The sequence below is a fragment of the Exiguobacterium aurantiacum genome (genome assembly GCF_024362205.1).
GTDB classification, from domain to species: Bacteria; Bacillota; Bacilli; order Exiguobacteriales; family Exiguobacteriaceae; genus Exiguobacterium; species Exiguobacterium aurantiacum_B.
The window spans coordinates 1,679,129-1,692,454 of the sequence record NZ_CP101462.1; the positions used below are offsets into that span (position 1 = coordinate 1,679,129).

Annotated in this window: 13 protein-coding genes and 1 pseudogene; 7 read left to right on the top strand and 7 right to left on the bottom strand. The window is 53.9% G+C overall.

Annotated elements, in window-relative coordinates:
• Positions 1-39: 39 nt before the first annotated feature.
• From NMQ00_RS08710 to NMQ00_RS08735, 6 genes are all read right to left on the bottom strand, one after another.
• Positions 40-699, bottom strand: coding sequence for a 50S ribosomal protein L25/general stress protein Ctc (locus NMQ00_RS08710; protein ID WP_255176385.1), 660 nt, complete (start codon positions 697-699; stop codon positions 40-42).
• A 163-nt stretch (positions 700-862) separates the two neighbouring features.
• On the bottom strand, positions 863-2,665 hold the full coding sequence (mutL, locus tag NMQ00_RS08715; RefSeq protein WP_255176386.1) for a DNA mismatch repair endonuclease MutL: 1,803 nt from the start codon (positions 2,663-2,665) through the stop codon (positions 863-865).
• Between the two features lie 4 nt (positions 2,666-2,669).
• Positions 2,670-5,195 (bottom strand): DNA mismatch repair protein MutS, encoded by a 2,526-nt coding sequence (gene mutS / locus NMQ00_RS08720; protein WP_255176387.1) that lies wholly within the window; start codon positions 5,193-5,195, stop codon positions 2,670-2,672.
• 50 nt (positions 5,196-5,245) lie between these two features.
• Positions 5,246-5,677, bottom strand: a complete 432-nt coding sequence (locus NMQ00_RS08725) for a YlbF/YmcA family competence regulator (protein WP_255176388.1) — start codon at positions 5,675-5,677, stop codon at positions 5,246-5,248.
• 101 nt (positions 5,678-5,778) lie between these two features.
• Positions 5,779-6,207 carry a GNAT family N-acetyltransferase gene (locus NMQ00_RS08730; protein WP_255176389.1) on the bottom strand — a complete coding sequence of 143 codons (429 nt, stop codon included), beginning with the start codon at positions 6,205-6,207 and terminating at the stop codon, positions 5,779-5,781.
• 15 nt (positions 6,208-6,222) lie between these two features.
• A complete protein-coding gene (locus tag NMQ00_RS08735; RefSeq protein ID WP_255176390.1) occupies positions 6,223-7,686 on the bottom strand; it encodes a phytoene desaturase family protein in 1,464 nt (487 codons plus the stop codon).
• A gap of 140 nt (positions 7,687-7,826) precedes the next feature.
• On the opposite strand from NMQ00_RS08735, the gene NMQ00_RS08740 reads away from it, so the two are divergent.
• From NMQ00_RS08740 to NMQ00_RS08765, 6 genes and pseudogenes are all read left to right on the top strand, one after another.
• Positions 7,827-8,327, top strand: a complete 501-nt coding sequence (locus NMQ00_RS08740; RefSeq protein ID WP_255176391.1) for a hypothetical protein — start codon at positions 7,827-7,829, stop codon at positions 8,325-8,327.
• Positions 8,328-8,354: 27 nt separating this feature from the next.
• Positions 8,355-8,876, top strand: coding sequence for a DNA topology modulation protein (locus NMQ00_RS08745; RefSeq protein ID WP_255176392.1), 522 nt, complete (start codon positions 8,355-8,357; stop codon positions 8,874-8,876).
• Entirely contained in the window at positions 8,873-9,595 is a 723-nt protein-coding gene (locus tag NMQ00_RS08750) for a nucleotidyltransferase domain-containing protein (protein ID WP_255176393.1), read from the top strand. Before NMQ00_RS08745 ends, NMQ00_RS08750 begins: the two co-directional genes overlap by 4 nt.
• Positions 9,596-9,604: 9 nt before the next feature.
• Positions 9,605-9,733 (top strand): annotated as a pseudogene (locus NMQ00_RS16380) (AAA family ATPase); the annotation flags it as partial.
• Positions 9,734-9,957: 224 nt separating this feature from the next.
• Positions 9,958-10,716, top strand: coding sequence for a transporter substrate-binding domain-containing protein (locus tag NMQ00_RS08760; protein WP_255176395.1), 759 nt, complete (start codon positions 9,958-9,960; stop codon positions 10,714-10,716).
• A complete protein-coding gene (locus NMQ00_RS08765) occupies positions 10,713-11,720 on the top strand; it encodes a pyridoxal phosphate-dependent aminotransferase (protein ID WP_255176396.1) in 1,008 nt (335 codons plus the stop codon). The genes NMQ00_RS08760 and NMQ00_RS08765 overlap by 4 nt, the downstream gene beginning before the upstream one ends.
• A 35-nt stretch (positions 11,721-11,755) precedes the next feature.
• Here NMQ00_RS08765 and NMQ00_RS08770 read toward each other — a convergent pair whose 3' ends face one another.
• Positions 11,756-12,310, bottom strand: coding sequence for a maltose acetyltransferase domain-containing protein (locus NMQ00_RS08770; RefSeq protein ID WP_255176397.1), 555 nt, complete (start codon positions 12,308-12,310; stop codon positions 11,756-11,758).
• Positions 12,311-12,400: 90 nt separating this feature from the next.
• Between NMQ00_RS08770 and NMQ00_RS08775 the strand changes: the two genes are divergently transcribed.
• Entirely contained in the window at positions 12,401-13,324 is a 924-nt protein-coding gene (locus NMQ00_RS08775; RefSeq protein ID WP_255176398.1) for a DUF7916 family protein, read from the top strand.
• Positions 13,325-13,326: the final 2 nt, after the last annotated feature.

Below are 13,326 nucleotides of genomic sequence, written 5' to 3' on the forward strand. Positions count from 1 at the left end.
TTAGTGTCTCATTTCGCTAGGTCAGTCTATTCGAAATGATTATTCTTTGTTTTCAGAAGCCTCTTCCGACTCTTCCGTTGAAGTTTCTGACGACTCTTCAGCCGCTTCCGCTCCACCTTCTGTCGCAGTGTCTGCTTCAAGGTCTTCGACCGCCACAGGTTCATTCACCGATGCGATTTGAAGATCACCTTCAGATACGATTTCGTAATCTTTGTTCTCTGGAAGGTCAGCCACTGTGAGCGAGTCACCAATCCCGAGTTCAGAAACATCAAGTTCGATGCGCTCCGGAATGTTAGCCGGTGTTGCCGAGACCGTTACTTTATAGAGCGTCTGCGCCAAGTAGCCGCCTTCTTTGACACCTTTCGCGTCGCCGACGAGTGTGACGTCCGCTTCGACTTCCGTCGCTTCGTCCATCTTCACCGCCATGAATTCAACGTGCTTGTACTCGTTCGTGAATGGGTCGACTTCTGTCCCGTGAACGAGCGTGTTCACTTTCTTGCCATCGATATTGAGTTCGATCAAAGCGTTGTCGCCGTGTTCACGAAGAATTTTACGAAGTGCCATCTCCTCGAATGCGACCGGTGTGCTTTCAACTTTATAGCCGTAAACAACACCTAACACTTTTCCTTCTTTACGCAAGTTAGCGCGGACCGAACGTGGTCGTAATTCTCGTTTCGTTACTTTAAGCGTGTCTGCCATAATCTTTTCCCCCTACTGGTTTATCGATCATGTCTACATCTTGAGGGTGAGGCAGTGAAAAAGCCACCTCTCAACCTCGATGCGTTGAGTGACATGTGTATATTGTTCCCATAGGTACAACTCAATAAACGTTACAGCCGGTTAAAATAAGATTACAACTGTGTCACATGACGCGTTTAAATAACTTCTCGAGTTCGTACGTGCTCCATTTCACTAAAATCGGACGTCCGTGAGGACACGTATACGGAGACGTCGTCTGATTCAAATCGTGAAGCAATTGCCGCATCATCTCGTGATTCAATGGATGGTTTGCTTTAATCGATCGTTTGCACGCCATCAAAATCGACGCATCTTCCCGATATTTAGCGATGTCAATGGAGCGATCCCGGATCGCCATCTCTATCAAATCACGGACCGTGCCTTCTAAATCGTGTTGCGGGTACCACGTCGGAATCTCCCTGACAAGGAACGTGTTGCCACCGAACGGCTCCAACTCGAGACCCGCTTCTTTTAAAAGCGAAGTGACTTCTTCAATAGCGAGCGCCTCTTCTTGCGTGAATTCGAGCGTGAGCGGAAGCAACAACAATTGATACTCTTTGTCCGGATTCCCGAGCTGCTCGTAAAACAACTCATATTTGATTCGTTCCTGGGCCGCGTGTTGGTCGATGACGTACATCCCATCCTCGGCACCACAGACGATATAACTCGCATGCAATTGACCGATGACGTCGAGCTGTGGCAATCGCTCTCGTTTCGTCTCGATCGTTTCCGATTCGACCGTCGACTCTGTCGGCTCAGATGTCTCATTGACGAGCGGCGTTGGCGACCATCGACTTGGGGACGTGACCGGTTCTCGAGGAATCGGGTAGTTCCACGTCGGCGCTTCATCCGTAACGGGAGTTCGCTCGACCGTGAAATCAAGTCGCTCTTGTTCGGTCCGAGGCGCCGGACGTTCCTTCGGTTTGACCGACGGAATCAAGCGTTGTTCCCGGAGCGTCAGCTGGACCGTCTCACGAATCAATTGACAGAGCTCTTTCTCTTTTGAAAGTCGGACTTCTCGTTTCGTCGGATGGACGTTGACATCGATTAGCATCGGGTCCATGTTCACTTCGAGGACAGCGATTGGATAACGACCAATCGGTAGCAGCGTGTGGTAGCCTTCGAGCACACTTTGGGTCAAAGCGAAGTTTTTAATGCTGCGTCCGTTCAAAATGAGTGTCACGTACTGCTTGTTCGACCGGGTCACTTCCGGACGGACGAGATGCGCGCTCAAGCTATAGTCGTTCGTCTTACTCGACGCCGTGACAATTTGAGCCGCGACTTGTCGGCCATAGATGGCGAGCATGACTTGTTTGATATCTCCGTTCCCGCTGGTCCTGAGCAGTTCCTTGTCTTCATGGAACGCCGTGAGACGAACTTCCGGGTGGGACAAGGCGATCCGGTTCAACGTGTCGGTGATGCTCGCAAGTTCTGTTGCCGACGTTTTCAAATACTTCAATCGGGCCGGTGTATTATAGAACAATTGACTGACGGCAATCTCCGTCCCGACATTCGCCGCGGCCGGTGTTTGCGCCGTGACAACGCCGCCTTGAAGCGTCATCTCGAACCCGTCTTCCTCGGTCCGGCGTGACTTCAGCGTCACATGGCTGACCGAAGCGATCGAGGCGAGCGCCTCGCCCCGAAAGCCGAGCGTACGTATCCGGAACAAATCGTGCTCGTCCCGGATTTTGCTCGTGGCATGGCGGAGAAAGGCGCGCGGGGCGTCCTCTTCATAAAACCCGTGACCGTTATCGCGGACTTTAATGAGGCGGATGCCCGCTTCCTCCAAATCGACTTCGATTTTGGTGGCACCGGCGTCAATCGCATTCTCGACGAGCTCTTTCACGACTGATGCCGGACGCTCGACGACCTCGCCGGCAGCGATTCGGTTGGCCAGTTGTTCCGGTAACTCTTGAATGATTCCCATCGACTCACCCCTTCTTCGCGGATTGTTGAAGTGCATAGAGCGCTTGCATCGCCTCAATCGGGTTCATCGCCAACAAATCGAGTTCGAGCAATTGTCGTTTGATGTCGTCTTCTGCCTCAAAGAGCGATAGTTGGGCCACGGGTTCTGTCGTCACCGGTTTTCCAACGGCTGTTCGTCCCGGTTTCGGGTCAGTCTCTAGTTCAGACAAGATGGTCCGCGCCCGCTCAATCAAATCCCGGGGCAATTCGGCGAGTTCAGCGACATGAATCCCGTATGACTTATCGGCCCGTCCTGGGTGCACTTCATGCAGGAAGACGACGCGGCCGTCACGCTCGATGGCGCGGACGTGCACGTTCTCAAGGGCAGGGATCGTGTCTTCGAGCACGGTCAGCTCATGATAGTGGGTCGAGAACAACGTCTTCGCTCCAATCGTCGAAGCGATGTATTCGACGATGGCTTGAGCGAGTGCCATACCGTCATAAGTCGACGTTCCCCGTCCAATCTCATCGAGCAAGATGAGGCTGTGTTCGGTTGCCTCGGTCACAGCTTGGCGTGTCTCCGTCATCTCGACCATGAACGTCGACTGGCCGCTCACCAAGTCATCGGCCGCACCGATGCGGGTAAAGATTCGATCAAACAATGGAATCTCAGCCGCTTCAGCCGGCACGAACGACCCGATTTGATGCAAGATGGCAATCAAGGCGAATTGACGCATATATGTCGATTTACCGGACATGTTCGGTCCCGTGATCAAAAGCATGCGCCGCGTGTCGTCGAGCGTCAAATCGTTGGCGACGTATTCACCGCGCGGCAGTACCGTCTCGATGACCGGATGGCGGCCACGATCGATTTGGACGTTGTTCGACGTCGTCGGTCGGACGTAGTCACGTTTTTCGGCGACGATGGCGAGCGCGAGCAAGACATCGAGCTCACTGAGTGAGCGTGCCAATTGCTGAAGTGGTTTCGTCACTTGTTTGACTTGATCACGCAAAGCGACGAATAAGTCATACTCGAGCGTGCAACTCTTCTCTTCGGCCCCGAGAATGAGTGCTTCTTTCTCTTTTAACTCAGGTGTGACGTAACGCTCGGCGTTCGTCAGCGTCTGTTTCCGTTCATACCGTCCCTCTTCGAGCAAGCGCGCGTTCGCTTTCGTCACTTCCAAGTAATAGCCGAAGACGCGGTTATAACCGATTTTTAGTGATTTGATTCCGGTCGCGAGCCGCTCTTGTTGTTCGAGGTTGGCAATCCACGTTTTCCCGTTCGCTTTCGCCTCGAGCAGTTCGTCGAGTTCGGCCGAGTAGCCGACACGAATCATGCCGCCTTCTTTAATCGAGATCGGTGGCGCCTCGACGAGCGCTGCTTGGAGCACGCTGGCCAAGTCGTCGAACGTGTCGAGCGCGGCATCGATTTGACGAAGCCGTGAGGCCGTGACGCCTTCGAGCAAGGCACGCACGGTCGGGATACGCTCGAGTGTGTTCCGGAGTTGCACGAGGTCACGAGCGTTGGCCGTCCCGTACCCGACTTTGGCGACGAGACGTTCGATATCATAGACGTGACGTAGCTGCTCACGCAACTGATCACGAAGCATGAAGTCATCGACCAAGTTCTCGACCGCATCTTGCCGATCTCGAATTGCCTGCTCGGTATAGAGCGGCTGTTCGAGCCAACGTTTCAACAACCGTCCGCCCATCGCCGTCGTCGTTTCATCGAGCAGGGCGAGGAGTGATCCTTTCCGTTCCCCGGACCGGGCCGACCGGAACAATTCTAAGTTCCGGGCCGTGTTGGCATCGAGTTGCATATGGGCCTCGACTTCATAAGCGACGGCCGGTTGGAGATGGTCGAGGGCGCGTTTTTGCGTGCGCGTTAAATAAGCGAAGAGCAATTCAAACGCAGTCACTTGCGCCTCGTCTTTCGCTCCACTCGACAACGGGCTCGCTAGCCGCTCCGTCTGGACCGACAACGGAATCCCGAGTGGAGCAAGGCCATCTGCCAATTCGGTGTCATCGACGATGATCTCGCTCGGGACGAGTCCCTCGACTTCACGAAGAACGGCCTCACGGGACGATAACGTCGTCAACCAGGATTCTCCCGTCGTCACATCGCCGCGGGCAATTCCGTAACGTCCGCCAACATGGACGACCGACAGCAAGTATCGGTTCTCTTTTTCACCGAGCGCGGCCATGTATGTACCCGGCGTGATGACTTGAATGACTTCACGTTTGACGAGCCCTTTTGTCGCTTTCGGGTCTTCCATCTGTTCACAGATGGCCACGTTGAATCCTTTTTCGATCAGCTGTTCAATGTAGATAGCGGCAGAGTGATGTGGTACGCCACACATTGGAATCGGGTGCTCAGCGTTCTTCCCGTTTTTCGCGGTCAGTGTCAACTCGAGTTCTTTGGCGACGATTTGGGCATCTTCAAAGAACAGCTCGTAAAAATCACCGAGCCGATAGAATAAAAAGGCATCCGGGTAGTCTGCCTTGATCGAAAAGTATTGTTTCATCATCGGAGTTTGATGTATCGTTTCCATTCGTTTTCACCTCTAGAAATTAGAACAGCTGACCAAAGGCCAGCTGTTTGTTAGTATCCGCAACCGCCGCGCGATTTCTCCGCTTCCATGCCGCTTCCTGTTTTACCGGCGAGAACGTCACCGTCCGTCGACTCGATAATGCGATCTGTCACCGAGTTGGCGAGTGTGACCGTCACGTATTGAAGCAAATCGTTCACTTCAACTTGCGTCTCTTGGAACGCCTGGACGACCGGAATCGAATCGAGCTCGTCCATCGCCTTGTCGATTTTTAGTTCGACTTTGGCGAGCGCTTCCGTCTTCCCGTAGTGCTTGCAGTTGACGGCTTCTTTTTGTAAGTATTTGATCCGTTTGATTAACGTTTGAACGCGTTCACTTTCGTTCACTTTCGTTTCCGCTTCTTTGAAGCGGGCCACTTCCGGCGTGCTCGCCAATAAGTCGGCTAATTCTCTCGCTTTTTGAATCACAGTTTGATCAGTCACCATCGTAAACCCCTTTGCTCTCTATGATTGAACGCACGTCTTGACGCACGCAAGTATTCCTCATCATTCTACCACGAACTTATGGCAAACGGTACCGCATCGATTCACTTCGAGACGGTCGCCGTCCGAACCATATCGACGTGGGGAATCCCGTCCTCTAAGTACTCCTCACTCGTCCGCGTGAACCCGAAGCTTGCATAGAACGGCTCGACGTACGTTTGTGCTTGCAAATACAATTCGCGATTCCCAAAATCGGCCACGGCTGCTTGCATCAAGCGCCGCGAATGGCCTTGTCCCCGATGCGTCGACTTCGTGACGACACGACCGATGGCGATTGGTGACTCATCCTTGAGGACACGTAGCGCCGCGATCGGGCGGCCGTCTGCCTCGATCCAGTAGTGGACCGCCGCTATATCTTTCCCGTCGACTTCTTGATACGGACAATCTTGTTCCACGACGAAAATTTCGGTTCGGAGCGCCAACAACTCATAGAGCTCTCGCGTCGTCAATTCGTCAAATCGTTTTTTCTGCATCTCAATTCGTCCCCCTCATAACGTCGAACCGAGCGCCCGGGCGACGTGGAGTCCGCTCGTCATCGCCCCGATCGTTCCGGCACCTGGAAACACTGTGTCGCCGCAAACGTAAAAATTCGGAAGGTTCGTCCGATAGCTCGCTGCATGGAATAACGCTTGTCGCGGCGTTTGGGCATACCCGCCGACCGCACCGTGCGGACGTTTCGTATACTTCACCCACGCCCCAGGTCCGCCTGGAAGCAGCACCGACGATGTACCGGTCCAACTCGGGAACGCTCGTCTCACTGCCGTGACGAGACGCTCGGTCCATTCTGCCTCTAGTTTCTCATACGTCGCCTTGTCTTTCCAATCCTGCCATTCCGACAAATCGATATGGGTCGAGACGGTGACGGTCCGTTCCGGTCGCTCGGTCCGGAGGGAATCATCCGCGGCCGACATCGAGATGAAGGCGTGGCCTGACGGTAAGTCGTCGCTATACACTTGTTGGAAGAGCGGACGTCCCGTGCACACCGCTTCCGGTAACGTAATGTACAGACTGAACGTCCCCCATTGCGTACGTTCCAGTTGACGGCCATACTGTCTTTGGAACTGCCGCGCTGCTTGTCCCGTGACCAACTGCGCGGTCGCCTCGAGCGGAATGGCCGATACGACGACATCGACGAGGTCGAGCCGGCCCCGACGATCGGTCAAGAGCCAACCGTCCGCCATGCGCTCGACTTTGACGATTTGCCGGCCGAGGAGCGTTGTCCCGCCGTTTTGGCGAATCGAGCGTTCCAAGGCGTGGCCGAGCGTATACAAGCCCCCGTCGACGTAATAAGCCCCTTCATGGTAAATCGATAAGGCGACGGCCGCGAGCAAGTGACTCGCTTCGCGAGCTCCGGTCTGTAGACTATCGAGCAAAATCCCATCGATGACCCGCTCGAACGCAGTCCCGTTCAATCGATGTCGTTTAAGCGTTGTACCGAGCGGTCGATACAACTTCCGGAACGCCCGAAGTTGTTCCGGTCGAAACGCACGTATAGCGAGCGTTGCGTCACGAATTGTGCGAAACGGCAACGCCGGTAGCGTCTCAAACAAAGGCCGGATCGTCTCAAAGTCGCTCCACACTTCTTCAAAAAAAGCATGAATTCGCGGGGCGAGGTCAGGAAACGTCGATTCGAGTTCTGCTAAAAACCGATTCCGGTCTTGATGATAATGGACGGTCTTTCCATCGAGATGAATCTGCATCACCTCAGGTAATGGACGAACGTCAATCGTTTCCCCTAAATAAGATAAGACCCGCTCATGTAGCCCGCCCGGCTCAAACCCCATCCCGAGCGTCGCTCCGGCCGGGAACCGATAGTCCCCACGTTCGAATTTTCCGGCACAACCACCCCATTCTCGTGACGACTCGTATACGGTCACGTCATGGCCGATTCGGCTCGCGAGCGCGCCCGCCGTCAATCCGGCAATTCCCCCACCGATAATCCCGATTCGCATAGTAATCCCCTCCTGCCTTCATCATACATGCCTTCCCGAAATCCGAGACATTTCAACCTGTAGCAACGACATATTTCAAGCTTCAGGCAGGGTTCTGCCGGAAGATGGCGAAAAAATCGTTAAAGGACAGGTGAAACCATATGCGAAGTCGGGTCATCATTTATCTGCTTATTCCAATCTTGATTTTTATCGGTATCCTGATTACACCTCCATCAGAAGAATCACAAAAAGTCGCCACCATGACGGCTGTCAACATTCAAGAGATGATTCCGTATGAACGCGAGTACACGGCACAAAAAGTGTTACTCGAGGAAGTGAACGATGGCCGCGAGGCAATTATTGAGGAGTGGCGGCTCGAACGCGGGGCGCGCACGACTTATAGTTACGTGTTACGACTCCAAGGGTTCGATACGGTGATTCAAGTCGATGCCGGGGCGGCCAACACACGCTCGGACGGTTATTATGCCATGCAGGCGCACAGTCCCGTCTTCGAAGCGGACGAACCGCTGTCGACCGGTTATCCGATTGTACTCTTCGCCAGCGAGCAACGGCTCGTTTTAAACCAGATGGAAGTTCGTGTTCTTTATGAAGAAGACGGTAAGATTGAAAAATGGCGCATCCTAGAATCAGAAGAATCATGACATTCAAAAGGCGAGAGGTAATTTCCTATGCAAAAAATAATTCTCATCGGCTCTGGCGGTTCGGGCAAATCGACGCTCGCCCGCGACTTAGGAATCCGACTCAACATCGACGTCCATCACTTGGATGCCTTACTATGGAAACCGAATTGGACACCCGCCACGAGACAAGAACAAATTACCATCCAGTCCGAGTTGATTGAACACGAATCGTGGATTCTCGACGGCAATTACGGTGGGACGCTCGACTTACGCCTGAGTGCGGCCGACACGATTATATTTCTCGACTTGCCGAGGACAGTCTGTACATACCGCGTCTTGAAGCGCATGCTTAGCCATCGTGGCAAGACACGTCCGGACATGGGGGACGGTTGTGAAGAACGGTTTGATTTGAAATTTTTGAAATGGGTGTGGGATTATCCGAAGTCGCAACGCCCGGATGTGATCTACCGATTGCATGGCCTTCCTGATGATAAACGAGTTATCATGTTGCATTCACGGACAGAGGTTCGCGACTTTATAACGCGCGTCGGTACGGAGCAACAACTATGATTCCTAAACTTGAACCAATCATAGCGGCCAAGACGTTCGTGACAACGCATTTTCCCCACTGTCGGGCCGCACTGCTCGCCGGGAGCGTCGTCCGTGGTGAGGCAACCGAGACGTCGGACTTAGACATCGTCGTTTTCGACGACACCCTCGTCTCGACTTATCGGGAATCGTTCATCGAGTCCGGATGGCGCATCGAACTGTTCGCCCATAACTTGACGTCGTATCGGACGTTCTTCGAACAGGATTGCCGACGTGCCATTCCGTCGTTGCCGAGAATGGTCACCGAAGGCATCATCTTGAAGGACACGGATATCGTCGAAGACATCAAACGTGAAGCCCGGGCCTTGCTCGACAGCGGGCCAGAAGCTTGGTCGGACGAGACGATTGAGATGAAACGATACTTCCTGACCGATACGCTCGATGATTTGATTGGATGCACCACTCGGGCTGAAGGGTTATTCATCGCAGGCACCCTCGCCACGTTAGTCTGCGAGTTCATCCTGCGCACGAATCGACAATGGACGGGGTCCTCCAAATGGACGTACCGCGCTCTCGAACGCTACGATGCAGGAGCAGCCCGAGAACTCGTCGCTGCCCTTGAGGCGTATTATCAAACGAACGAAACCGACGCGCTCATCCGTTACGTCGATGAGACGCTCTCTCCGTTCGGTGGCCGGTTGTTCGCCGGATTCAGCCGCAGGAAATCAAACGAAACGTGAGGGTATCCGATGTTCTTTCTACAAATGTCCGGGTTCCCTGGGTCCGGTAAATCGACGCTGTCTCGGGGAATCGCCCGACGACTGGATGCGATCATCGTCGAACACGATGTCACGAAGACGGCACTGCTTGAATCGACTTCACCACACCCGCTTATGCATACGCTTACAATCGATACGAATCGCCCCCTTGAGACGTATTTACCCGACGCCATCGCCTATCTGCAAGCGATTGATTGACCTCTTGATGCATCCTGTGACTTTTTCCTGGATGTATTTTTTTAATCATTTTTGTATTTTTATGCTTTACAATTAATAATCATACATATACACTTAGTCTCATATCTTGAAGGAGGAATTCATACATGAAAAAGTGGGGCATTACAGGGGGATTAGTGGCAAGTGCATTACTAGCAGGATGTAGCCAAGAGACGACGGGCGAAGAGAAAATGACACTCGTCATGGGAACGAGCGCCGATTACTTCCCGTATGAGTTTGTCGATACGGCGAACGGGGATGAGATTGTCGGATTCGATATCGAGATTGCCGAAACGGTCACAGAACGCCTCGGCTACGAACTCAAAATTGAGGACATGGACTTCGGCAGTCTTCTCGGGGCACTCAACGCCGGACGTGTCGACTTCGTCATGGCTGGTATGACGCCGACCGAAGAACGGAAAGAAAATGCCGCCTTCTCGGACATCTATTTGTCGGCGACGAACTTAGTCATGACGAAAGATGAGTCTCTCGAATCGATCGAAGCGCTCGCCGGCAAGAAAATCGGTGTCCAAACGGCATCGATTCAAGAGAACATTGCCAAAGACCAAGCTCCGGAGGCTGAGCTCGTCTCATTAAATAAGATTCCAGAAATCGTCCAAGAGTTGAATACGGGTCGGATCGATGCGATGGTCATCGAGGACACGGTCGCCCAAAAATACTTGGACCAAGATGCCGGACTGTACACGTTCGCCTTGAAAGAAGATGGTGAGAAAGGTTCAGCAGCCGCCTTTAAATTGGAGGACGACCTTCGCGATCAGTTCAACGAGGAGTTGAACAAGATGATCGACGCAGGTGAAATCGACAAACTCGCCAAAAAATGGTTCTCGATGGAGCCGACGGAATGAGACCAGTCTCGCTGCCGATTTATCCAGTCACCTATCCAGAAGGTTACCGGTTGAATCAAAACGAGAGTCAGTTCCCGGTGCCGTCCCGGCTGTATGACCAACTCGCGACGATCTCGTTCCAAGACTTGCATGAGTATCCGGTCCAACCGATTGACGAGTTGTTCACTCGTTACGCAGCCTACGCCGGTGTCGAGCCGAATCAATTGCTCGTCGGTTGCGGCAGTGACGAGATGATTCACATCGTCACCCAGGCGCTGTTGGCTCCGGAAGACGTCGTCTTGTCACCGAGTCCGGATTTCGCACTCTATCCGATTTTCACGGCGATCGCCCATGGAAGGCACGTGCAAGCCGATGACCTGTCGTATAACGCACTCGTCCAGGCGATCACGCAACACGCACCGAAGCTGTTGTTGTTGTCGAATCCGAACAATCCGACCGGCAAATTGTGGAGCATCGCTGAATTGACCGAACTCGCGGGACTCGTGCCGTACTTGATCGTCGACGAGGCCTATATCGACTTCACGCCGACGTCGAGCATGGTGGCCCACCTTGACTCATTCACGAACGTGATTGTACTGCGGACGTTATCGAAGGCGTTTGGCCTGGCCAACGTCCGCCTCGGTTTCATGGTCACGACTCCCGAACTCGCCGCTTATTTCCGTCAGTTCGTCCCGCCGTTCAACATCAGCGGGGTCAGCGCGAAAATCGCCAACCTGTTCCTACAAGATACGACGTATCTCGACGAGGCCATCGCTTGGCACGCCGACATGCGCGGACAATGGACCGATTTGTTCGCCACGATTGGCTACGTCCATCCCGCCGAGGCGAACTTCATTTACGTCACGCTCGATGAGCCGGAGGCCGTCTGGGCCCACCTCGCCGCGCACGGGGTTCACACATCGAAACAACCGAACGGGATTCGCATCACGCTCGGCAACGAACAAGCCCTCGCCCTGGCACACGAGGCGCTCGGCGTTTCCGCCACTCAAACGGCGAATGAATGAATAACGCTCCGACTGTCTTTAGTCGGAGCGTTTTATCATGGGATGAATTTGATCACTTTTGCCGGGTTGCCCCCAACGACGGCCCGAGCCGGCACATCTTTCGTCACGACGGCGCCAGAAGCGATCACCGCATCGTCACCGACCGTCACCCCTGGGTTCAAGATGGCCCCGCCGCCAATCCACACCCGATGTCCGACCGTGACCGGCTTCCCGTATTCAAGACCTGAAATCCGTTCGGTCGGGTCGAGTGGATGCGTCGCCGTATAGACGTGGACACCTGGACCGAGCATACAATCGTCACCGAATGTGATCGGACAGATGTCGAGGAATACGCAGTCAAAGTTGGCGAAGAACCGTTCTCCGAGATGAATGTTATAGCCATAGTCGCATTTGAACGTCGGCTCCAGATAAAACGAACCCCCGGTCGACCCGAACAGCTCGCCTAACACTGCTTTTCGGACATCGAGTTCATCGATGCCGGACCGATTGAACCGCTCCGTCAAACGCCGGGCCTGACGCCGGTCGGCGACAAGCTCATCATCCCCGGCCAAGTAAAGTTCGCCTCGAATCATCTTTTCTTTTTCAGTCATCTGCTTCTCCCCCTATTCTGTCATTATTATAGAGGAATTTCTAACGAAACGGGGAATAGGAACATGACGAACTAGAGGAGGAATAGACAGATGAAACGAATTCTTGATTGCAGAGCCAGTGATTTCTTGACGTTCAACCGCTCGGATTTGATTGGATCGATTCGGAAAGCCGAGGGGCGGACCGTACTCGCTGAGGTCATCCCGACCGTGCAGCCGCTCTATCCAGAAGTGACGAACGCTGAACTCGCTCGAGCGTTCGGAGCCGATATGATTCTTTTGAACATGCTCGACGTGTTTCACCCGTACATAAAGGGTCTCGAAAGCCACGCTTTGTTCGGTAACGTACCGGGCGAGACGATGTCTGACAATCCGATTATGGAATTGAAGCGGCTCGTCGGTTTGCCGATTGGGGTTAACCTCGAACCGGTCGACTTTTCCGAGAAATCAGAAGACATGTATGACGTGAAGCAAGGCCGCTTGGCGACACGGGAAGCGTTCGCAAGAGCGTCCGAGCTCGGAATCGACTTTATTTGCTTGACCGGCAACCCGAACACCGGGGTGACGAACGAGGCGATTGAGCAAGCGATTATCAACGCGCGCCAAGAGTTCGCGGGTGTCATCATCGCCGGTAAGATGCACCAAGCGGGCGTCGGCCGTGTACTCGACCAGGAGGCGTATGTCCGCTTCGCTGAGGCCGGTGCCGACATCATTTTGATTCCGGCCCCGGGAACCGTCCCTGGCGTCCGTGAAGACGAGTTCTATGAAGTCACGCGCGAGATTCAGGCGTTGAACAAACTCGTCGTCGCCGCCATCGGCACGTCACAGGAAGGGTCTGATGAGGCGACGATTCGTGACATCGCCTTGTCCTCGAAGCGCGGCGGGACGGACATCTTCCATATCGGCGATGCCGGCTTGTCCGGGATTGCCACACCGGAGAACATTCAGGCGTTATCGATCGCCATCCGTGGACGACGCCATACGTATATCCGCATGGCCGCCTCGGTCAACCGCTAATC

Coding starts and splice junctions, on each gene's coding strand:
- NMQ00_RS08710 (WP_255176385.1), bottom strand. CDS start 699: ATGGCAGACACGCTTAAAGTAACGAAACGAGAATTACGACCACGTTCG.
- NMQ00_RS08730 (WP_255176389.1), bottom strand. CDS start 6,207: ATGCAGAAAAAACGATTTGACGAATTGACGACGCGAGAGCTCTATGAG.
- NMQ00_RS08745 (WP_255176392.1), top strand. CDS start 8,355: ATGCAAAAAATAATTCTCATCGGCTCTGGCGGTTCGGGCAAATCGACG.
- NMQ00_RS08725 (WP_255176388.1), bottom strand. CDS start 5,677: ATGGTGACTGATCAAACTGTGATTCAAAAAGCGAGAGAATTAGCCGAC.
- NMQ00_RS08735 (WP_255176390.1), bottom strand. CDS start 7,686: ATGCGAATCGGGATTATCGGTGGGGGAATTGCCGGATTGACGGCGGGC.
- NMQ00_RS08775 (WP_255176398.1), top strand. CDS start 12,401: ATGAAACGAATTCTTGATTGCAGAGCCAGTGATTTCTTGACGTTCAAC.
- NMQ00_RS08770 (WP_255176397.1), bottom strand. CDS start 12,310: ATGACTGAAAAAGAAAAGATGATTCGAGGCGAACTTTACTTGGCCGGG.
- NMQ00_RS08760 (WP_255176395.1), top strand. CDS start 9,958: ATGAAAAAGTGGGGCATTACAGGGGGATTAGTGGCAAGTGCATTACTA.
- NMQ00_RS08750 (WP_255176393.1), top strand. CDS start 8,873: ATGATTCCTAAACTTGAACCAATCATAGCGGCCAAGACGTTCGTGACA.
- mutS (WP_255176387.1), bottom strand. CDS start 5,195: ATGGAAACGATACATCAAACTCCGATGATGAAACAATACTTTTCGATC.
- mutL (WP_255176386.1), bottom strand. CDS start 2,665: ATGGGAATCATTCAAGAGTTACCGGAACAACTGGCCAACCGAATCGCT.
- NMQ00_RS08740 (WP_255176391.1), top strand. CDS start 7,827: ATGCGAAGTCGGGTCATCATTTATCTGCTTATTCCAATCTTGATTTTT.
- NMQ00_RS08765 (WP_255176396.1), top strand. CDS start 10,713: ATGAGACCAGTCTCGCTGCCGATTTATCCAGTCACCTATCCAGAAGGT.